This window comes from Nitrospirota bacterium, from assembly GCA_040752355.1.
Taxonomy (GTDB): Bacteria; Nitrospirota; Thermodesulfovibrionia; order Thermodesulfovibrionales; family Dissulfurispiraceae; genus JBFMCP01.
The window spans coordinates 89,765-110,988 of record JBFMHE010000008.1; the positions used below are offsets into that span (position 1 = coordinate 89,765).

Consider the following 21,224-nt stretch of genomic DNA (forward strand, 5'->3'; position numbering starts at 1 on the left):
AAATGTGATTATCCGGGGAGCAGTGCGCGAGGGATGCCTTGATAAGGCTCCCTTTTCACGCTGGCATCCCTTTTGCTCCTCTCGATTGGCAGGAACCATGACGAAGCGTGCAGACGGCAAGGGCGGCACGAGAGACTCCGGCGGCGGTATGCCGGCGGGAAAGCGGCAGCAAAGGGGTGGCGTAACGATGGCGACGATAATCGACGAGCTCATGGCGCAGGGATGCGAGCGGGAGAAACGGGAGAAGGTCTGCAGGACGAGGGGGGGAGAATCCTGCGCCTTCGACGGCGCCATGATCGTCCTCCAGCCCATCGCCGACGCGGTGCACCTCGTGCATGGCCCGAGCGCCTGCTGCGGCAATTCCTGGGAGGGAAGGGGATCGCTCTCCGCGCAGGGGGATCTCCACCACCGGGGGTTTACCACGGACCTGCAGGAGCTCGATATCGTCTACGGCGCGGAAGAAAAACTTTCCCGTGCCATTGCCGCCGCCCATGAGCAGGTAAAGCCCCGGGCCATCTTCGTGCACGCCACCTGCGTGAGCGGCCTGATCGGAGAGGATATCGAGGCGGTCTGCAAAAAAGCCGAGGCGGCGCTCGGCATCAGGGTCATCCCGGTCAATGCCCCGGGTTTCGTGGGGCCGAAGAACCTCGGCAACCGTATAGCCGGCGAGGTGCTGCTCGACCGGGTGATCGGGACCGGCAAACCGCCCGGCGATGCCGCCGGCTATGGTGATAGAAGCATCAATCTCGTCGGCGAATACAATATCGCCGGCGACCTCTGGCTCGTGGAGCCGGCGCTGAAGAGGGCCGGCATCCCGGTGCTTTCGCGCATGACCGGCAACGCCTCGTTCGAGGAGCTGACCTATGCCCACCATGCAGCGCTCAATGTCGTGGTCTGCAGCAGGGCGCTCATCAATATTGCAAAGGAGATGGAGCGGCGCTACGGTATTCCCTACCTCGAGGTCTCCTTCTTCGGAAAGACCGAGATGAGCAAGGCGCTCCGCGCGATAGCCGCGCGCCTGGAGCGGCTGGACGCCGAAAGGCAGCCATCGGCCGCCAGCCGCCAGGACGGCGGCCCGGGCGTCTCCGAACGGGTCGAGGCGGTCATCAGGGAGGAGGAGGAACGTCTGGCACAGCGGCTCGAGGCCTGCCGCCATCTGCGCGGCAAGCGGGCGGTGCTCTACACCGGCGGGGTCAAGAGCTGGTCTTTCATTTCGGCGCTCCTCGATCTCGGCATAGAGATCGTTGCGGTCGGCACGAAAAAGAGCACCGTCGAGGACGAGGAGAAGATGAAGGAGCTGCTGGGAGAGGATGCCCCTCTCGTCGAGGAGGTGACGCCCAAGAATCTCCTGAAGCTGCTCAAGGAGCAGCGGGCCGACATGCTCATCGCCGGAGGACGGAACCAGTATCTCGCGGTCAAAGAGGGCTATCCTTTCGTCGATGTGAACCAGGAGCGGCATACCGCCTACGCCGGCTACGAAGGGCTCCTCCGCTTCGCCGAACAGATCAGCAACAGCATGAGTTTTTACCGTACTCTGGGATGTGCAGGGGAGCGCGCCAACCGGACGGAGCATGCATCCTGCGAAGCGCCGGGTGCGGACCGTGCCGCGGCTCCCGGAATCGTTCACCACAAGGCCGATCTCATCATCGATCCCCTGAAGCACTCGCCTGCGCTCGGTGCGGCGATCGCCTTTCAGGGAATCGACCGGGCGCTGCCCCTCATCCATGGCGCACAGGGCTGCACCTTCCTGGGCAAAGTGCTCCTCACCAAACATTTCAGGGAGCCTGTTGCCCTGGCGACCACCAAGCTCTTTACCGAGCAGGTGGTGATGGGCAGCGAAGAGAGCCTGGCGACCGTAACCGAGGGGTTTCTCGAAAAGGACAAGCCCGAGCTGATAGGCATACTGACCTCCGGTCTTTCGGAGGTGAAGGGTGATGATGCGGCAGGCACGGTAAAGCAGCTCTGTCATCGGCGCCCTGAAGCGGCCATCGTGCATGTACCGACGCCCGACTACGAGGGAGGGCTCGAGGCAGGCTACGCCCGGGCCGTCGAGGCGATGATCGCAGGCGTGGTGAAGACAGCGGCCCCTCCCTCTCCCCTGAGCGGTGCTCCCGGACCCGGGGGCCCGTATATCAACGTCATTGCGGGCTCCCACCTCACCCCGGCGGACTTCACCGAGATCAAGGAGATCGTCCGGTCCTTCGGCCTGGAGCCGCTCATGCTTCCCGACCTCTCCGCGCTCGACGGGAGCAGGCAGGGGATGTCGGCGCTCGCCCTGGGGGGAACGGCGGTCGGCACGATCCGTGACCGGATGAGCTCGGCGCTGTTTACTATCGCCCTGGGACGAAGCCTCGAGAGGGCGGCAGCGCTGCTGAAGGAGCGCTGCGGCATGGACTACCGGGTGTTCGGCAGCATTGCCGGACTGGCCGATACGGATAAGCTTATGGAGACGCTCTCTGCCATAAGCGGGAGGACTCCGGCAGAGCGGTACGAGCGTGAGCGGCGCATCCTGGTCGATGGCATGCGCGACGCCCACTCCTGTTTCGGAAGCAAGCGGATAGCGCTTGCCCTGGAGCCCGACCTCGCTCTCCAGACCTCCTGCTGGCTCACCGGGATGGGGGCGTCCCCTGCACAGGTGGTCGTGCCCTCCGGGTCGCCTTCGCTCTCGACGATACCGGCAGGACAGGTCGTTATCGGAGATTTCTCCACAGTGGAGGGCGGCATCGATCTTCTCATCGCGAGCTCCCACGGTGAGCGTACTGCACAGCGGCTGCGGGCACCTCTCTACCAGCTCGGCTTTCCGGTTTATAAGGTCCTCGGTGCTACGGCCCGCACGACCGTCGGCTACCGGGGAACGCTGCTGATGATATACGAAGTGGCAAATGCGATGACGGCGACAGACAAGTAAGAAGTAAGAAGTAAGAAGTAAGAAGTAAGAAGTAAGAAGAAGGGAGAGCTTAGGGGAGTTTTTTTATTCCGGCTCCTGTCTTCACTTCCTACTTCTCGGTTCCCACTTCTCACTTGTCAGTTCTTGCTTCTCAGTTCTCACTTCTGACTTGAATACGAAGGAGGTGCGCGATGAAGGTTGCTTTCGCGACAACGGACGGTGTTACGGTTGATGAGCATTTCGGGCGGGCGGGCATGTTCGCCGTTTACGAGATGGATCTCCAGGGGTATCGCTTTCTCGAGATGCGGAAGTTCGCCGAGGGCAGGGATGCGGCGATAGAAGAGGCAAAGGGAATGGGCAGGCTGCACGACGACCGGGTGCAGGGCAAGGTCGACCGGCTTGCGGACTGCAGGATCATCTACCTGACCGAGATAGGCGGCCCCTCTGCAGCGCGCTTGGTGAAGAAGGGCGTTATGCCCGTAAAGGTGAAGGAAGCGGTCTCGATCGAGGAGTCGCTCCGGAAGCTGCTCCATACGGTGACGACCGCTCCGCCGCCGTGGTTGAAGAAAGCCATTACTCAACAACAATAGTCGTGAGCCAGCGGGAAGCGGACGTCGGGGAGTGGCGGTTCCACTCATGATCGATGCCCCCTGGCATTACACCAAAAGGAGGAAGGACCATGAAGATGATCAGGGCGTTCATACGGCCGGAAAAGGAACAGGAAGTGGTGCTGGCGCTCGAGGGCGCGGGATTCCCCTCGCTGACGAAGATGCCTGTCTTCGGGCGCGGCAAACAGAAGGGATTGCAGGTAGGACCGGTGCATTACGACGAGCTCCCCAAGATGCTCATCATGATGGTAGTTGACGATGACGACACGGACAAGGTGGTGAAGATGATCCAGGACAAGGCGAGGACCGGCTTCATCGGCGACGGCAAGATCTTCATCAGTCCCGTCGAATCGGCCTACACCGTCAGGACCGGGGAGGCGGGGCTATGAAAGAGATTACCGCTATCATACGCAGGGATAAGCTCCCCGAGACAAAGCAGGCTCTCGATGAGCTCGGCTATCCCTCGCTCACGATCCAGAGCGTCGACGGGAGGGGAAAGCAGAAGGGCGCCCTGTGCGCCGAGATGGATTCGGAAATGCCCGACAGTTACTGCACAGGGGCAAAGCTGAAGCCGACGCCCTCGGCCTACGCCGTCGAACACACCCTGCCGAAGGTGGCGCTCTTCGTGCCGAAGCGGATGATCACGCTCGTCGTCCCCGATGAGGTGGTCAGCAAAGTGGTGAAGGGGATCGTCGCGGTGAACCGGACCGGCAAGCACGGCGACGGCAAGATATTCGTCTCTCCGGTTGCGGGCGCTGTCAGGGTGAGGACCGGGGAGGCGGATGGCGAGGCGATCATCTGAGGTTATGAAAACAGCTCTCAGCCGTCAGCTTTCAGTCATCAGCAATGGATTATTACCTGCCGGTTGTCAGCGCTCAAAGGGAGCCGTTCGTTACGCTTCCCTTCACTGTCCGTATACTGAGAGCTGATTGCTGAAAGCTGAGAGCTGATTGCTGATGGCTTGTCCATGAAAGGAGATGCGATGGCGGTCGTGGGATATACCAGAGGCGGCAGGGAGTGGATACCGAAATTCATCGAGTCGATCGATGCGGAGAAGTGTATCGGCTGCGGCAGGTGTTACAAGGTCTGCAGCAGGGAGGTGCTGGAGCTGATCGAGAAGCCCTTCGAGGGTGAGGACGAGTTCGGGGATGACATGGGCAATAAGGTGATGAGCGTCGCCAACGCCGGGAACTGCATCGGCTGCGAGGCCTGCTCCAGAGCCTGCACCAAAAGGTGCCACCTGCATATAACGCTTTAGTATGGATGATTCATGTGTGGAACGGGAGGTGGGAGTGGGGAGGACAGAGTGCTTCCACTTCATTCTCGGTCGATACGACCTCCGAGGCTTGATCAGCTCGGAATCGAGTCGTACCGACCCGCTTCACCATCCCTGGTTTCGCTTGGGCTGATCAAGCCGTTCCAGCACTCTGTCCTCCCCACTCCCCAGTTGGTATGTATGATACACGTTTGAGTTGTGCAGGTGAGGGTGCCGTTCACCGTCTCCTCCTCTTTCCGCGGGATCGCAGCAGGAGCAGCCATGAAAACAAAAGGGCGAGAAGCGCCAGGAGTAGGGGGAGCGGCTGGGAGGCGAGATCGCAGGAGCTGTGGGGAGCAGGCGCTGCAACGGGCTCGGGAGCGGCAGGTGGAGTGGGTGGTGCCGGCTCCTCTCTGCGGGGCTCCTCGGGCGGCGCGGGTGCTTCGGGAGTCTGCGGAGCAGACCCGGCCTGTGGAAGGCGGATATCCGGTCTTTTGCGGGTGCCGAGTCGGACCGGGTTGCCCCGGTCGTCATGCAGATGATACTCTTCGGGCTCGAGGCCCCAATCACCACAGGAGCGCCAGCACCGGTGTCCGCCGTGGCGGTCTGCTCTTCCCGGATGGGCGAAGAGCGCTTCGGTGGCGCCTGCCAGCACTACAGAAAAGAGCACGGAAGTTACGAGGCTGCGGAAGAGCCGGCTGCACGCCGCAGCCGGGTCCGACGGGAACGACAGGCGCATAAGTCCCCCCCTGTTGCGCGATATGCGTGACGGTTTAATTATCGTAGGGGGAACTGCAACTCTTTACCCTGCTGCACCGAAAAGGGGAGGCGCTGTGGTGGGCGCCTCCCCGGCTTTACGTTGCTGCGCACATCGTTGTTGGTTCGATTCCGGATCTAGGGCGTACCGCCTTTCTTCCTGAAGCGTGCCGCTCCGGCAAGAGCGAGCAGCCCCGCGCCGAACAGGAGCAGGGTCGATGGCTCGGGTACTACATAGGATTGTGACGCATCGACCTTGAGCATCGTGCCTCCGGCGGTCGGCGTGCCGTCCCACATGGCGCCGGGCGTAAAGAAGCTCGGCGCATTCATTGTCCCCGTGGTCCGGAGCCCGACGATATCGCCGGTAGCGGTATCGATGAAGTTCGGGTTGGCGCTGTCCACCAGGAACAATATGTCAAAGGAGCCGGTGCCGGTTCCTGCGTTCTGCCCGGTGAGAATGGAATCGAAGCTCGCTTCGAGGTCCTGCAGATGCGCGGTGAGGATCGTCTGGCCGTCATTGTATCCGGAGACGGTGTTCGGGTTCGCGTCGGGAGTCGGGTCGAAGAACATGGTCATGACGAGCGACTGGTTGGGCGCCCCTGCGAGGCTGGTCGTCTGGTGCGTTCTGCCGAGGCTGTCGACAAAAGACGACCGGGACGTGGAGAGGTCGTTGAGGCGTGTGGTGACGGTGATCTCGAAGTCGTCGTTCAGCGCGTCGGGGGCTACCGGAGCGCCGTTCCGCAGCATATCTCCTATGCGCGCCTGGTAGACGAAGTCCGTCTCTCCTGCCCCGCTGTCGCGCAGGAGAGCGGTGTCGGTGAGATGCGTCATCAGGTCGGTGGATACCGAGAAATCGCCATTGCCGCCGGGCGAGAAGCGGAGCAGCGGTGCGGCGCCTGCGCCGGTTACGGTCGTCAGCGACAGAAGCCCGGCGAGGACCGCCGCACATGCCAGTATTCCTGCTTTCTTCATAGGCTTCACCTCCTTTCTTTGATGGAGTGGTACTTCCATGCCCTCTTCAGCCGATGAGAGGCGGACCGCAGGAGCAGGGCGTTGCAACGAGAGGGGGAGGGGCAAGGGCATGTAAGTACTTGGAATGTATATGCAAACAGGGTTGCAAGGCCTGTGCCAATGACAGCTCCCTGATTTGACGGGCTATCCTGAATAGATGCCCGATAAAAAAGGCGGCGCTGTCAAGTCTTCCGGCAGCAGAGGAACGAAGGCCTTTACAGGTGTCGCTTTACTTGACGTCGTCTTTTCTTACACATCCTCTCCTGCTGCCTTACACTGCCGCGGGCTCATGCGACTCTTTTGCGAGGCGCGCAGCCTCCCTCACCATCTGGCTCGAGTAGCCCCACTCGTTGTCGTACCAGCTCATGACCTTCACGAGGTCGCCGTCGACGACCTGTATCATCTCGAGGTCCACCACCGAGGCCCGGGAATCCATGATAATGTCCGAAGAGACGGTCTGGTCCTCTGCAGCCCCGAGAATGCCCTGGTACCGCTCGCTCGCCGACTCCTCCCTGAATATCCCCTGCAGCTCCTCCACCGTCGTGGGCCGGTCCGTGATCAGGACGATATCGGCGATCGACCCCACGGGCACCGGCGCGCGCACCGCTTCACCGTTGAATTTTCCCTGATACTGGGTGAGCACGCGCGTCGTCGCCGTGGCCGCGCCGGTCGAGGTGGGGACCAGGTTTGCCGCGCCCGCTCTGCCGCGCCGGAACTTCTTGCTCGGACCGTCCACGATCGCCTGCGATGATGTATAGGCATGGATTGTCGTCATAATGGCCTTTTTTATGCCGATCCTCCTTCCTATCACCTCGACGACCGGGGTGATGCAGTTGGTCGTACAGCTCGCCAGGGAGACGAGCCGCTCATCCGGTCCGGCTGCATTGACGCCGTGGACGACGGTAACGACATCCCCGCTCTTCGATGTCGTGGAAAGGAAGACGCGCCCGGCGCCGGCCTTGAGATGCTTCTCCATGCCCGCCCGGTCGGTGAAGCGGCCGGTGCACTCGAAGACGATATCGATGCCCAGCTCTCCCCAGGGGAGCTTTTCGGGATCCTTTTCGCTGAATATCCTGTACTCTTTCCCGTCAACCCGGATGCCGTTCCCGGTCGCCTCTACGGACTTTCCATAACGTCCGTAGACCGTGTCGTACTTCAGCAGGTAGACGAGGTTCGGGATCGGGATGAGATCGTTCACCGCCACGAGCTCGAGGTCCGGCGTATCCAGAATGATCTTGAACGTCGCCCTCCCGATCCTCCCTAAGCCATTGATCGCGACCTTTGCCATCGAGTACCTCCTTGATCAGCCGTGAAGCACCGCTCCGCCTGCACGGGGGCAGGGACCGCGGTGATCACAGATAAAGCCAGTACTTCGGCCTGTTGTAGTAGTCGTAAAGCTGCTCCTCGTACCCGCGGCTCACCTGAATCGCGGGATCATACTGGGGACTGTTCTTGATGCTCTCTCTCGTGAGATCGACCCTGAGCGCCTGCTGCGTAAGCGCGAAGCCGGTCACCCATTGCGCTGCGATAAGGACGCGCCTCCCTTGCAGCCACTCCCCGGTGTCGATGACGAGATAGCGGATGGTCCATTCATCGTCACTCACGAGAAAATCCTCCACCTGCCCCGCCTCTCCGTCGGTCGCCAGCAGGGTATAGCCGGAGACCTCTTTGGTGCTCCGCAGGTGCAGATCGTCTTTTCTCTCTCCCTCCGGCCTCGCAGTGCCGGCCTTCCCATACACGAGCGTGCTCCAGGCGGGCTCCCTGCCCGAATAGTCCGGGAAGGCCCGGACGCCCTGGCGGGAGACCGGCCGGTCTGCATCAATGCCCGGGCCCTGCTCTGCCTGCTGCCTGGTGAGAGATACCGGAAATACCTCATGCTCCCAATCCGGCGTGCCGAAGGCTCCCGGTGCAATGAGGATCTTTTTCCCGGAAATCCGGCGACCCAGGTCGACCACGAGGTAGCGGACCTTCCACGAGAGGTCGTCGAAGAGGAGGTCTTCCACATTGCCGACATCGCCGTCCTCTGCACGTACGGCATATCCGTACAGATCCCTGACGCTCCGCACTGCTCCCTGCTTCTGTTCCGGTCCTGCTGTTTTCGGTAGGGTCATAAGGGGGCCTCCTCGATGCTGCTCTCCCCGCGGGGAGAGGGTTCTGACATGCGCCTGAGCCGCGAAAGCGCATGAGTGGAGCGCTCAGCTCTTCCCGTAATGGGTATAGAGCCGCGCCTCGTCATCACGGCTCACCTCTCTTGTCGGATCATAGGCAGGACTGTCCCTCAGCACCTTCGTGTGGAGGTCGACCTGTATCGTCGCCCTCACAGCGTCGATGGCTGTTATCCATTCAGGGGCGACCAGCACCTCCTTTTTGCCTGAAAGACGGTCCTCCAGTGCAGCGACGATATACCGGATAACCCAGCTCTGGTCATCGAAGAGCATATCCGCGATATGCCCGACATTCTCTCCCGCGGCATGAAGAGTGTACCCGATGATCTCCCGCGAGCTCCTCAGGTGAGGGCTCTTATCAGACCCTTCCTGCCACTGCAGCTCACCGGGAGACGGCGCATCGGCGGCGTGATGGAGCCACCGGCTGTAGTAGCGGTCCACTGCAATTTCGTGGCGGGGAGAAACGGGCTCGTCGGCGGCGATGCCGGGGCTCTTCTCGACCTGCTCCCGGGTGAGCGCAACAGGGACTACCTGCCACTCGTTGTCCAGCTCCCCGAAGGCGTCGGGGACGATGAGCACCTTTCTGTCCGGGAGCCATCCGCCGGTATCGACGACGAGATACCGTATATGCCACGACCGGTCATCGAAAAAAAACTCCGTCGCTCTCCCGATATAACTGTCTCTGGTGACGATTTTAAAACCGTACAGTCCCGTAAGGCTCTTCAAGGCCCCTCTTCTCTTTTCGTCGATGGTCGCTATGGGTGCTGTCATGGCATGCCTCCTTGCGGTCGAATAGTGGTGCTCCCTCGTGAGACGGAGCGGCAGGCGCCGGGGAACGGTATCCGGGATGGTATCTATCAGCGGCAGCGGCGAAGCGGTGTATCGCTCGGGGATCTCTCGACAGGCCTTCCGGCATGATGCAGCGAGCAAGATGAGAAGACGGCAGCGGTAACGCCCCTCTTGTCTACAATAGTAACTCAAACAGGGAGAAATGCAACATGGAACGGAGAGGGTAATGAAGTAGGAGGAGTGCAACTGAACAATGGGTAAAGTTCCGGTGACAGGCAAGGGGCAGGTGTGGTATAAAGGAGTACGGTCTTAAAGGCACTATTTACAATTACCTTGGTGGTGAAGAGGGGGGCTTTGGGAAAAGGTGATTGTGCAATTCCCGGACACGGCAACGTTCCTTTTATTCATCCCTCCTCTTTTCGTATGTTCATATTTTCGTATGTTCATAAGAAAAGTACATGGAAAGCATCAATAAAAAAGCAAAGCGCATTCTGATCATCGATGCCTGTAAAAGCGCACGGGATATGCTCATCGAGGAACTCGGCAGCGTTTACTCTATCCTCGCTGCAACAAGCGCCCGGAAGGGCATCGGCCTGCTCGCAGAAGAGATCGCTATCGTTATACTCGACCTTGCACTCCCTGACGGGGACAGCATGGAAGTGCTCAGGCATATAAAAGAGAAGTACCCCTCGATTCCTATTGTAATTACCGCCGCACAGGGAGCAGAGGAAAAGTTCAGGGTAGGTACACGCGATTACCTCAAGAAACACTACGCACTCCATGATGTAGCCGAACGAATAAAGGGGCTGGCAGATGTGAGCTCTCACGCGCAGATGCACCGGCATCTCTCGCTGCCTTTCAAGAATCAAGATGCAGAGGATTGCTTGGATATGTCTCCCCATATCACAAGAGGAATCCTGATGGCGAAAAAATGCGATAGTCAGAAATTGCGTTTACAGCGGCTTTCCGGTTAAGCCTCTACATTTTACTACGCAGCCTCTTTTTCTTCCACTTCCTCGAACACGTATTCCTGGTAAAGATACAGCCTCTTCTAAAATAGAGTCCATGCTTGTTGAAGGCGGTGATGTCGGTCGGGAGGAGGAGATAGACAGCCGACCAGAATAGTAAAATAGAGAGGAGCCGGCTGCCGTAACTTTTGAGCAGTGCTCCCGGGCATCCCCCCGATCTGATTCTCTTGTCCCAGACACGACACGCAACAGTTCGATACTGGCTATTGAGCGCTTATTCATCGTTATGGTTATGGATTTTTCTGAACCGCTCTCAATAACTCGCCGGCAATGGCTGCTGTTCTTCCGTTCGATAGGGCAGTATGGTCAGACCATAGTAGTCGCCGGCGCACTTGTTGACCCAGTCGTTTCGGGGATCGGAGACGCCGAGGGGGCCGAGCCCGGCCCAGTTCCGCAAGGGTGCAATGGTTATAGAGCCGAGTCCCTCTGTTTTTGCAGACCGGATCAATGCATCCGTCCTGTCCCAGTCGGCGGCGAATCTGCTCGCTGCGGGCTGTAAGCGTACTATCCTGCAGGCAGCCCAGGAGGTGTTGAGGAGCGTGATGAAGACAATCGCCGCTATCGCCGGTCTCCATGGAAGACGTTTCTTTTCCGGAAGCCTATATCCTGTTCGATAGAGCGCCTGTCCGGCCAGGTACCCCCAAGCGGTTAAAGCGCATGTCAGCACAAAACACGGGATGATGAGCGTCCGCTTTGGCGGCGCACCCGACATGCCGTAGGCTGCGGGGACAAAGCAGGAGAGCAGCAGCACGAGTGCGATGGGCGGCAGTGCCAAGAGGCCCGGATCCTTTCTCCCGGATGGGGCGGCCGGATTGCCTGCCCGGAAAGCGCCATGACCCATCATCGCCGAGAGCGCTACGAGACCGAGGAGACTCGATAAATGCCTTTTGGAAGCGACGATAGTCTTAATAAAATCGAGCATACTTCTCATCGCGACCCTCAGCAGCTCCTCTATGCCCGGGGGAGGAGGATAGAGGGCCTGCCGGAATTTGTTGCCCGGAGCAGCAACGATGGTGACCATGGCAAGGGCCGAGCCCAGAAGGCCGGCTGCAACGAAAACAAGCAGGTTCCTCCTGGAATGTCCTGCATCGGCCATAACAACCATCAATAGGACCAGCAAGGCGCTTGTCTGCAGGACTGCATAGGTCTCTCCGAATCCGCCGGCAACGAAGGTCACCGCTCCGCTCACCATCAGCAGGACAGACGAACTGCCGGATGACTGCAGACGCTGTTGATAGTAGAGGACCAGCCCGGCATAGGCGGATGCGAGAATGAGCGGCGGGACCACCGAGCGCATCCCCTGGCCCCAGTAGAGCGACTGGGCTGCATTCGGGGTGATTTCGAGCGTGGTGAACAGTATGGCGGCAGCCATGAGGAGGGAGAGGTATCTCTCCTGCCCCTTTTCGGACACGGGAGAGCATTGGTAAAGGGGGAAGCTCAAGACGGCCAGCCAGGCCATGAGCGCGGCTGCAGGAGCATACGGCGTTATGCCCGGGCCGATATATCCCGCCAGCGCATCGAGGAGGTTTGCGGAAAACCTGCCTGTCCAATGCATATACCAATAGGCCGCTCCTCCGAGCACCCCTTCCAGCCTGGCCATGCCCGCAGAGCAGTAGTCGTCCGCCAGGAAGCGGCTGAACGACCCTATATAGGCGTGAGCAGCCAGCGGCAGCAGAAGAGAGGCGAGCAGGAGGTATCCTGTCCCCTGCTGCCGGCCTCGGATCAACCCTGCTCTCCTCACGTATACCTTCCGCCCCAGAGGTTCATTTTTATGTAGAGCAGCTCTCTGAAGGTCCTGAGCGCGTCCTTGACAGGCCTGACCCTGCTTTCCGGGGAGTTGTACCAGCTCACCGGTATCTCCTTGACCGAAAAGTCGAGGAGGCGGGCTATGGCGAGGAGCTCGATATCGAACCCGAACCGGTCTATCTTCATGCGGCTGAATATCGCTCGCGCAGCCTCGTACTGGAATGCCTTGAAGCCGCACTGCGTATCCTTGACGCCGTCCAGGAGGAAGAAGCGGATCAGCGCATTCCCCAGGCGGCCGACGAGGACTCTCAGCCGGGGCTGTTTGACGACGATGTCGCTTCCCGTAATATAGCGTGAGCCTATTACTACCTTGTTTTCTTTCAGCAGCGGATAGAACTTCCCGAACTCCTCTATAGGAGTCGAGTTGTCGGCGTCGGTGAAGAGGATGTATTCGCCCCGGCAGGCCTCAATGCCTCTTTTAACGGCGTATCCCTTCCCCCGGTTCGGCCGGTAGGTAACGACACTCAGGTTATCTATTTTCCTTTTGAGTCCTTCGACTACACTCACCGTAGCATCGCTGCTGCCGTCGTCCACCACGATTATCTCCCTGGTCACCGGTATCCCCGAGAAGTAGCCGTTAACGGCTTCGAGGGTCTTTTCGATTCTTTTCTGCTCGTTATAGGCCGGGACGATTATGCTCACGTCATAATCGCAGGCGCTGCAACCCGGGGAGTAGAATATCCGGTCCTTGAAGGTCCAGTACCTGTTGGCCAGGAAGTTCCACGTCAGGACCGCTCCCGATGTCACGAGCTTTGCCGCCATGTACCATATATGCAGGGCGTAGACCAGGAGCGCCATGAGCATTTCGGTCAGCAGGAGTCCGAACGTCGAAACGATCAGGAATTTTATGAACTGCTTCCTGATATTGCTGCTTTTGTTCTGGAACGTCCAATATTTGTTCAGGGTGAAGTTGTTGATTACCGCGAGGATGAATGACAGAGCGGCAGCCGCAAGGATAGGGATATGCAGGAACGCGACGAATACGTAAAGTGAGCCCAGATCGATCGCTGTCCCGATGCTGCCCACGACTGCATACTTGAAGAAGACCAGGGAGCGGTTATCGATTTTCTTCCTTTCCGCCTTTGCCTTTTTGTGAAAGAGAAGCTCCTGTGAAAGCATACGGTCCCCCCGTTCGACCCAAGAGACGTGAGATAAATGAGATATTCCGCAGGCCTGCTTCCCCTTACCGCTGAATTCCATGCAGCAACTTGCATGCCAGGAGGAGGCAATATCAAGGAGGTTGTATTTATTCGGGTACCGAGGAGGGCGATCCGGAGCGGGAGTGTAAGCTTTCTCGACTTGACATAAGAAATTCCGACTGCTGCTGCCCGCAAAGGGGCCGAGCGCATAACGAGGGCCTGTCAGCCGGTTACGATGGGTGTGCTGCTGCGCCGGAGCTTAGCTGAAGAGCTCCATGATCTCCTTGCAGCCGCTGGTCGGAAGCGCCTCGCTGAAGAGGTATCCCTGCACCGCGTCACACCCTGCCGATTCGAGGAATTCGAGCTGGTCTTCGGTCTCGACGCCTTCGGCGACTACCTGGAGCTTCAGGCTGTGGGCGAGGGCGATAACGGCGCTCACGATGGCCTTGTAGTCGGGATCGTCGAGGAGCCCCTTGATGAAGGACTTGTCGATCTTTATCTTCCGCACGGGGAGCTTCTTGAGGTAGCTCAGCGAGGTATAGCCGGTGCCGAAATCGTCTATGGAGAAGGCGACGCCCATCTGCTGGAGGGTGATGAGATTGGGGAGGGCGGACTCGATCTGCTGCATGACGGTGCTCTCGGTGATCTCGATCTCGAGATGACGCGGGTGGAGGCCGGAGCCGCGCAGCACTTCCGATACCATCTCCGCCAGGTCGGGCTGCTGGAACTGCCGGGCCGACAGGTTCACCGTCACGCAGCCGGGCGTCATGCCCGCGTCCTGCCAGGCGCGCGCCTGGGCGCAGGCGGTCCTGAGCACCCACTCGTCGATCGAGACGATGAACCCCGTCTCTTCAGCGAGGGGGATGAACTGCAGAGGGTCGAGGAGGCCCTTTTCCGGGTGCTGCCAGCGCACGAGCGCCTCGACGCAGGTCATCTGCCGTGTCCCGACGGCGATCTGGGGCTGGTAGTGGACCACGAGCTCGCCGCGTTCGAGCGTCTGTCTCAGCCGGTTCTCGAGGATCATCCGCTCGATGGTCCTGATGTTCATCTGCGGGTTGTAGAACTGGTGGTTGTCCCTCCCCTGCTCTTTGGCATGGTACATGGCGATATCGGCGTTCTTGAGCAGGGTATCGGCGTATTCCCCGTCATCGGGATACATGCTGATGCCGATGCTCGGTGTCACATAGAGCGCATGATGGTCGATCATATACGGCTCTTTGAGAGAGGCGATGATCTTCCGGGCGGTCACCGAAGCGTCGTCGGACTGGCCGATGGACGGCAGCAGGATGGTGAACTCGTCGCCGCCGATGCGGGCCACCGTATCGGACTCGCGCACGCAGGTGCGGAGGCGCGACGCCACTTTCTTGAGCAGCCGGTCTCCGGCGTTGTGGCCCATCGAATCGTTGATGTTTTTGAAGCGGTCGAGATCGAGAAACATCACCGCGAGCCGCTGCCGGTTGCGCTGGGCCTGGTGCAGGGCGAGGTTGAGGTGGTCCATGAAGAGCGTCCTGTTGGGCAGGCCGGTCAGGAGGTCGTGATAGGCCTGGTGCCGGATCATCTCCTCCATCCTCTTCCGGTCGGTGATGTCTTCCATCATCGGCAGGAAATATGAGGGGACGCCGTCCGTATCCCTGATGATGCGCACCGAGAGGCGTACCCAGATAGTGCTGCCTCTCTTCCTTATGAGACGGCGGTCGAGCTGGAAATGGTCCAGTTCATCGGCAGCGAGGCGCTGGAAGTGCTCGATCGTCGCGGGCAGGTCGTCGGGATGGATGATCCTGTCGAGCGTAAGCGAGGTCATCTCTTCGCAGGAATAGCCGCTGATCCGGCATAACTCCCGGTTGGTGCGCAGGATGCGGTAGTCCATGGCGACCACGGATACGCCTATCGGGGACTGGTCGAACATGCGCCTGAAGTCCTCCTCGCTGCGCCTCAGGTCCTTCTCGATCAGGCGGCGCTCGTAAACCTCCTGCTGGAGCCGGGCATTGGTGATCCTCAGCTCGGCGGTGCGCTCGGCCACCATGCGCTCGAGACGGGAGCGGTAGCGGTCGAGCTCGTCTTCCGCCCGTTTCCGCGCGCGCCGCACCTCTGCCTCCCGCAGCTCGCGCTCGATGGCGGGCACGAGGCGTGCCATCTTTCCTTTGGTGATATAATCGTGGGCCCCGGCCTTCATGGCATCGACGGCGAGGTCTTCGCCGATCTGTCCCGAGATGAGGATGAAGGGGGTATCGACGCCGCTCTCCTGCACGAGCTGCAGCGCCGCAAGGCCGTCGAACCGCGGCATCTTGTAGTCGGAGATGACGAGCTCCCAGGGCTGCTCGGCGAGAGCCGCCTTCATCGCTTCAGGGGTCTCCACCTGCCGGTGCAGGGGCTCGTAGCCGCCCTTCCGCAGCTCCCGCAGGAGCAGCAGGGCATCATCCTCCGAATCTTCCACGATCAATACGCGAAGCAGCCTGGTCATACACTCCTTTTCTGTGCGGCATGCCCCGGCTCTCTGCTGTCGGAAGAGCGGCGCTCCTTTGCTGCACTGCGGCGCGTGAGATGAAGTACAAACATACGGACTGCTGCTGAAGCTGCACGAGCGGAAACTGCTTCTATAAATCTAGCACCGGTTCCCTGAAAAGTAAAGCGAAATGTTCAGCACGGAAGCGTTCTTAAAGGGTGAAGGAGAAGGTCGCTCCCTTGCCGGGCTCTCCCTCGGCCCAGACGCGCCCGCCGTGGCGGTTGATGATGCGCTGCACCGTGGCGAGACCGATGCCGGTGCCCGGGAATTCTGAAGGAGAATGGAGACGCTGGAAGGGAATGAAGAGCTTGGAGGCATAGTTCTTATCGAACCCTGCGCCGTTGTCGCGGAGGTAGAAGACCCGGTTTCCTCCCGGTCCGTCCGTCATGCCGAACTCGATCCGCGCCGCGGTCTGTTTCCCGGTAAATTTCCAGGCGTTCCTCACGAGGTTGTCGAGGAGGATCCGCAGGAGGTGCATATCACCGTGTGCGATGATGCCGTTCTGTATACTGAGCTCGACCCGCCGGCCCGGCTCGGCTTCCGCCAGCTCCGCGGCAAGCTCATGGACCAGCTCGCTCAGGTCTACCGGCTCCGTCTTCATTTCATAGCGCGTTATGTGCGAGAGCTTGAGCACGTTTTCGATGAGGTCGGCCATATGCCGGCTCGCCGTGCGGATGCGCCGGAGATAGTGCATCCCCTGCTCGTCGAGGCGGTCGCTGCAGTCTTCGAGCAGCGCCCGGCTGAAGCCCTCTATGCTCCGCAGGGGCGCACGCAGGTCGTGCGATGCGGAGTAGCTGAAGGCCTCGAGCTCCTTGTTGGCGGCGTCGAGCTCGGCCAGCTTCTGCTCCAGCTGCGCATTGAGCGATCGGATGCTCTCTTCCGCCCTTTCGCGTTCGGTGATCTCATGGACCAGCGCATCTTTCGAGACGGTAACGGTCTGCAACTGCTCCGTCATCCGGTCGAAGGCACGGGAGAGCTGCCCGATCTCGTCGGACCCGGTGAGCCCGGTCCGGTGGTCCAGGTCTCCTGTCCCTATGATCTCGGCGCCTTTCCGGAGTCTCTCGATCGACTGGATCACCGACCTGGTCATCCCTGCCAGGATGAGCGAGACGACAGCGGCCGTTGCTACGCTCAGGAGCGAGATGAGGGTGTTGAATGCCCGCTGCGTCGTGTGCATGTCCTGTATGATGAGCGTGGAGAGCCTGAAGGCGTCCGACGACATCTCTTTAAGGCGCACCGAAAGGTGCCCTGCAAGGCGCTGCTCCGCCTCCCCGGAGAGCGCGCTGTTCCTGCCGTGCGGGAGCCGCTCATAGCTCTCGACCAGCTTGAGAAAGGTGGACCGTACCGTTCCGTGGTTTTTGCGGATGCTCCTGAGGAGATACTGCTGCTCGCCCTTGACCGGCGAGAGAGTATCGAGGAGCGCGCTGATCGAGGTGTGGCGGAGCATGAACTGCTGCTGCGACCGCTCGTTATGGACGAGCAGGTAGGAATAGGCGAGCGTGCTCAGCTCATGGACCTCATTGATGATCCGGGCGGCGGTTACATTCCTCTCCCGGGTGTCCTCGAGCGTCCGGGAGAAGAGCGAGATGACGAGCAGGACGAGAGCGGCGGCGCCGATCGGCAGCAGTGCGGCGATTTTCAGCCGGGTGCTTATCGTCATCGGGCAGGGGTCAGGGGTCAGGGGTCATCGATGGGTCACGGTGACCATCGAGGGATCGATCTTCTCGAGGGCTGCGGGATAGAGCGTGTCGAGAAAATTGGGAACCCCGCGGCCGGTCCCGCCGGACTTCTTGCCGAGCAGCCATGCTGCCTGGTCTTCGAGACTGACGAGCAGGCTCTGGTCGAGCTCCACCGCGAAATTGAAATCGTTCCAGGCCTCGTCGATTACCGACGGAGACAGGCCCGTGCAGCGGGCCGTTATGGTGCGGGCTTCATCGGGAGACTCCCTGATGAAACGGGTCGCCTTCACCAATGCCCGAAGGAGACGGTTGATCGCCTCCGGGTTTTTCAGGATGAACTCCCGCGGGCCGGCGAGATTCAGGGTCATCGTATAAATGTCGGGGTCATGGAGCGCAAGGGCGTTGCTCCCGAGCATGTTCCGGAGCTGCGCCGTGTGGGGCAGCCAGACCGATACTGCATCGACCTCTCCTCTTGTCAGCGCCCCGGCGATTTCGGCCGGCCTCAGATCGACGATCGTTATCTCGTCCTGCGCTACGTGGTGGAGCGTAAGATAGATATACAGGAAGAACTCGCTATTGGTGCCGAGGCTTACGCCGATCTTTTTCCCCCTGAGGTCTGCCGGCGAGGAGATGCCGCGGTCCCTCCGGGCGATGATCATGGTCGCCCGGTCGCTGTCACTGAGAGTTGCGATGACGAAGACGCTCTTGCCTTCGACGGCTGCACGCGCGATAGGCGTCTCGGCAACGGTCGCGAGATCGGCATGCCCGCGGAGAGCGGCATCGAGCGCGCCCTTGCCGGTCTCGAACGTGCGGAGGACTACTTTCAGCCCTTCATCCTTGAAATACCCCTTCTGGTAGGCTATGTACAGCGGAGCAGCATGCGGGATGGGGACCACTGCTATGGTGGTGGCGCGCTGCCCGGGCGAGGGCGTGCGCTCCCGCTCGCGGCTGCACCCTGAAAGGCCGGCCATCCCCATGACCACGAGAAGTAGTATTACCGCCTGAGCCGCTGCTCTCACGTATCCTCCGGAAGTGAACTCGATCGTGCGGTACCGCCTCATCTTCTCAATTATAGACGATTTTGGAGGAGAAGCATACCTCGATCTGCTTGAACACAAAGGCGAAAAGCCTTGACAACGATACAGCGGTAAGGTAAAGTGATAAAGCCTCGATAATATCATATAAGGTAAGATGCAAGGGATCGGAAACACCATATCATAACATCAGGAGCAGGATCATGATGAAAAAGGGCGTACTCATAGCACTTGCAGTGTTGTTCGCCGCCGGCTGCGCCGGAGAGGCGACGCAGCTGCGTATGAAAGATGCCGTTGCGAACGAGGAGAAGGTGATCGTTTTTCCCAACGGCACGATCTTCGGCGGGGCATCGAGAGACCAGGCTGCGGAGCTTGCGCGCATCTTTGTCGAGTCGCACAACCAGTCGCTGCAGGAGATGGACGAGATCGAGGCAGCGATCGACCGGGCGCTCAAGAACCAGGATGCGATGAAGGAGGATATGCAGCAGGCCTCCCGGCGCTCCGAAGAGGCGCTGCAGCGGATCATCGCGTCGACGGAGCAGATCTCGCAGCGGCATACCGAGACCGCCCAGCAGACCATCCAGATGATCGAGCAGCTCGCCAGGAAACAGGGGACGGGCGAGATCACGATCTTCTATCCTATCGGTTCGGCAAAAATAGGAAAGGATTCGCTCGAGTATGAGCGGCTCGTCGGGTTTGCCGATTACCTCTCGCGCGAGAGCAGGGGGAGAAAGCTGGTGCTCATCTCTATCGGCAGCGCCTCGGCGGTGGGCGACCGGAAGGCCAATCTCAAGCTGGCGAAGGGCCGGGCCGAGTTCCCGGTCGATATCCTGGATAAATACCTCGTCAATGTCCCGCACGAATTCTTCAAGGTCTACGGCACCGGCGACATGTACAGCCCCAGAGAGGCGAGCGCACAAGAGCATGAGCGCTATCAGCATGCCAGGATCATCGCGGTCTACGAGGCCGACCAGATGCCCGGACTGCCCGCCGAGCCCTCGGAAGCGGAAAAATAGACTTGCTGACCCTTACGGCGGCGCTGCGCCCCTGATACGGCAGCGCCGCCCGCATCCCGCCGCTCTCTTCCTGCATCGCCCTTTCCCGGCATTCTCACATCGGGACGTCATCCTGTCTGCTGAAGGAAACTCACAAGGGGGATGCGTGCCTTGACAAGGGGTGGGTTGTCCGCTAGATTTTGAATTAGGTAAGTAGGAGTGCGTCCTTATCGTATTCACCATGCCGTCTTCCACAAGGAGGGGGAAATGTTGAGACAGGTGATGCTCGTTACGGCGGTGGCGCTGCTCGCCGCCGGTTGTGCAGGGAGGACGACGACGATGTACATGAAAGACGCACAGGCGAAGGAAACGGCTGTCGAGTTTCCCAATGGCACGGTCCTGGGCGGCGCCTCGAAAGAGCAGGCGAGCACGCTGGCCCGGCTGTTCGTCGACTCGCACAATATGGCGATGCAGGAGATGGCCGATGTCCGCCTGGCGCACAGCCAGATGCTCAAGGGCCAGGACGAGATGAAGAAGTTCGCCCAGCATACCGATGCGCGTCTGCAGCAGTTCCTCGATTCTACGGAGCGGCTCTCCCGGAAGAGCTCGGAGACCGCCGAGGCTGCGCTCAGGATGCTGGAGCAGCTGTCGAAGAAGCAGGGCACCGGAGAGATCACCGTATTCTTCCCGACGGGCGTCAGCCGGGTGAGCAGGAACTCCCTCGAGTATAATCGGCTGGTCAGCTTTGCCGACTACATCGCGCGGGAGAGCAGGGGGAGAAAGGTGCTGCTCATCTCGATCGGCTGCGCTTCCGCCACCGGCAGCAAGAATACGAACATGAGGCTCGCCAGGAACCGCGCCGAGTACCCGGTCGATGTGATCCGCAAATACCTGATCAATACGCCCCATGAGTTCTACAAAGTCTACGGCGTCGGCGATATCTACAGCCCGCAGAGCGTCAGCATGAAGGAGCACGAGCGGTACCAGCACGCCCGCTTGATCGCGGTATTCGAAGATGACGATGCGATCGAGCTCCCGGTCGAGCCTATGGAGCATTTCTAGACGTTCGTTCCCGCCGCAGTGCAGCCTGATGAGCGATCAGCCGGACACCCTCCTCCGCCCCCCTTCGCACCTCCCGCCGGGGGAGGGGACGGGGGGGTGGGTCTGGAGGCCCGGCGCCTGTTATTCTGTTATAATGTGAAGGAGCGCCATGCACTTTCTGATACGTCTGCTCATCAATGCCTTCGCCCTCTGGGTCGCCGCAAAGGCGGTTCCGGGGATCAGCCATCACGGCTCCTCGGTGATGCTGCTGCTCGTGGCGCTGGTCTTCGGTCTCCTGAACGCCTTTGTGCGGCCGCTCCTGAAGCTGCTCACCCTGCCGCTCCTGCTGCTCACCCTGGGGCTCTTCATCCTTATGCTCAACAGCATCATGCTGTGGCTGACCGGCTCTGTTTCCGAGGCGCTCGGCCTCGGGTTCCGCGTGGCGGGGTTCTGGCCCGCGTTCTGGGGCGCGCTGGTGATAAGCGTTATCAATATTATTTTTTCTCTCTTTGTCCCGGAGGAGTAGCC

At 60.3% G+C, this 21,224-nt stretch carries 19 protein-coding genes; 9 read left to right on the forward strand and 10 right to left on the reverse strand.

Annotation, left to right across the window (positions count from 1 at the left end; all coding sequences use genetic code 11):
- The first annotated feature begins 97 nt into the window (after window positions 1-97).
- From nifE to fdxB, 5 genes are all read left to right on the forward strand, one after another.
- Window positions 98-2,908, forward strand: coding sequence for a nitrogenase iron-molybdenum cofactor biosynthesis protein NifE (gene nifE, locus AB1805_07705; protein MEW5745302.1), 2,811 nt, complete (start codon window positions 98-100; stop codon window positions 2,906-2,908).
- Window positions 2,909-3,078: 170 nt separating this feature from the next.
- Window positions 3,079-3,477 (forward strand): nitrogen fixation protein NifX, encoded by a 399-nt coding sequence (nifX, locus tag AB1805_07710; GenBank protein ID MEW5745303.1) that lies wholly within the window; start codon window positions 3,079-3,081, stop codon window positions 3,475-3,477.
- Between the two features lie 89 nt (window positions 3,478-3,566).
- Complete coding sequence (locus AB1805_07715; GenBank protein MEW5745304.1) at window positions 3,567-3,884, forward strand: P-II family nitrogen regulator; 318 nt, start codon at window positions 3,567-3,569, stop codon at window positions 3,882-3,884.
- Window positions 3,881-4,297: a P-II family nitrogen regulator gene (locus AB1805_07720; GenBank protein MEW5745305.1), complete on the forward strand. Its 417-nt coding sequence runs from the start codon at window positions 3,881-3,883 to the stop codon at window positions 4,295-4,297. Before AB1805_07715 ends, AB1805_07720 begins: the two co-directional genes overlap by 4 nt.
- Window positions 4,298-4,477: 180 nt before the next feature.
- Window positions 4,478-4,753 carry a ferredoxin III, nif-specific gene (gene fdxB / locus AB1805_07725; protein MEW5745306.1) on the forward strand — a complete coding sequence of 92 codons (276 nt, stop codon included), beginning with the start codon at window positions 4,478-4,480 and terminating at the stop codon, window positions 4,751-4,753.
- 235 nt (window positions 4,754-4,988) lie between these two features.
- Here fdxB and AB1805_07730 read toward each other — a convergent pair whose 3' ends face one another.
- The 5 genes from AB1805_07730 to AB1805_07750 form a co-directional block, all read right to left on the reverse strand.
- Window positions 4,989-5,489 carry a hypothetical protein gene (locus tag AB1805_07730; protein MEW5745307.1) on the reverse strand — a complete coding sequence of 167 codons (501 nt, stop codon included), beginning with the start codon at window positions 5,487-5,489 and terminating at the stop codon, window positions 4,989-4,991.
- A gap of 155 nt (window positions 5,490-5,644) precedes the next feature.
- Window positions 5,645-6,478 carry a PEP-CTERM sorting domain-containing protein gene (locus AB1805_07735; protein MEW5745308.1) on the reverse strand — a complete coding sequence of 278 codons (834 nt, stop codon included), beginning with the start codon at window positions 6,476-6,478 and terminating at the stop codon, window positions 5,645-5,647.
- 310 nt (window positions 6,479-6,788) lie between these two features.
- Window positions 6,789-7,805 (reverse strand): glyceraldehyde 3-phosphate dehydrogenase NAD-binding domain-containing protein, encoded by a 1,017-nt coding sequence (locus AB1805_07740; protein MEW5745309.1) that lies wholly within the window; start codon window positions 7,803-7,805, stop codon window positions 6,789-6,791.
- 64 nt (window positions 7,806-7,869) lie between these two features.
- Window positions 7,870-8,628, reverse strand: coding sequence for a PRC-barrel domain-containing protein (locus AB1805_07745; GenBank protein MEW5745310.1), 759 nt, complete (start codon window positions 8,626-8,628; stop codon window positions 7,870-7,872).
- Between the two features lie 84 nt (window positions 8,629-8,712).
- Complete coding sequence (locus AB1805_07750; GenBank protein MEW5745311.1) at window positions 8,713-9,453, reverse strand: PRC-barrel domain-containing protein; 741 nt, start codon at window positions 9,451-9,453, stop codon at window positions 8,713-8,715.
- A 476-nt stretch (window positions 9,454-9,929) separates the two neighbouring features.
- On the opposite strand from AB1805_07750, the gene AB1805_07755 reads away from it, so the two are divergent.
- Window positions 9,930-10,445: a response regulator gene (locus tag AB1805_07755; GenBank protein ID MEW5745312.1), complete on the forward strand. Its 516-nt coding sequence runs from the start codon at window positions 9,930-9,932 to the stop codon at window positions 10,443-10,445.
- Window positions 10,446-10,752: 307 nt separating this feature from the next.
- Here AB1805_07755 and AB1805_07760 read toward each other — a convergent pair whose 3' ends face one another.
- From AB1805_07760 to AB1805_07780, 5 genes are all read right to left on the reverse strand, one after another.
- A complete protein-coding gene (locus AB1805_07760) occupies window positions 10,753-12,225 on the reverse strand; it encodes a DUF6056 family protein (GenBank protein MEW5745313.1) in 1,473 nt (490 codons plus the stop codon).
- 11 nt (window positions 12,226-12,236) lie between these two features.
- Complete coding sequence (locus AB1805_07765) at window positions 12,237-13,424, reverse strand: glycosyltransferase (GenBank protein MEW5745314.1); 1,188 nt, start codon at window positions 13,422-13,424, stop codon at window positions 12,237-12,239.
- A gap of 279 nt (window positions 13,425-13,703) precedes the next feature.
- Entirely contained in the window at window positions 13,704-15,905 is a 2,202-nt protein-coding gene (locus AB1805_07770) for an EAL domain-containing protein (GenBank protein MEW5745315.1), read from the reverse strand.
- A 193-nt stretch (window positions 15,906-16,098) separates the two neighbouring features.
- Window positions 16,099-17,607, reverse strand: a complete 1,509-nt coding sequence (locus AB1805_07775) for an ATP-binding protein (protein ID MEW5745316.1) — start codon at window positions 17,605-17,607, stop codon at window positions 16,099-16,101.
- Between the two features lie 24 nt (window positions 17,608-17,631).
- Window positions 17,632-18,687: an ABC transporter substrate-binding protein gene (locus AB1805_07780; GenBank protein MEW5745317.1), complete on the reverse strand. Its 1,056-nt coding sequence runs from the start codon at window positions 18,685-18,687 to the stop codon at window positions 17,632-17,634.
- Between the two features lie 176 nt (window positions 18,688-18,863).
- On the opposite strand from AB1805_07780, the gene AB1805_07785 reads away from it, so the two are divergent.
- The 3 genes from AB1805_07785 (at window position 18,864) to AB1805_07795 (ending at window position 21,222) form a co-directional block, all read left to right on the forward strand.
- Window positions 18,864-19,676 (forward strand): hypothetical protein, encoded by an 813-nt coding sequence (locus tag AB1805_07785; GenBank protein MEW5745318.1) that lies wholly within the window; start codon window positions 18,864-18,866, stop codon window positions 19,674-19,676.
- Window positions 19,677-19,922: 246 nt separating this feature from the next.
- The gene (locus AB1805_07790; GenBank protein MEW5745319.1) at window positions 19,923-20,717 is read left to right on the forward strand and encodes a hypothetical protein; all 795 of its coding nucleotides are present in this window, start codon (window positions 19,923-19,925) and stop codon (window positions 20,715-20,717) included.
- Between the two features lie 148 nt (window positions 20,718-20,865).
- Complete coding sequence (locus AB1805_07795; GenBank protein ID MEW5745320.1) at window positions 20,866-21,222, forward strand: phage holin family protein; 357 nt, start codon at window positions 20,866-20,868, stop codon at window positions 21,220-21,222.
- Window positions 21,223-21,224 lie beyond the last annotated feature (2 nt).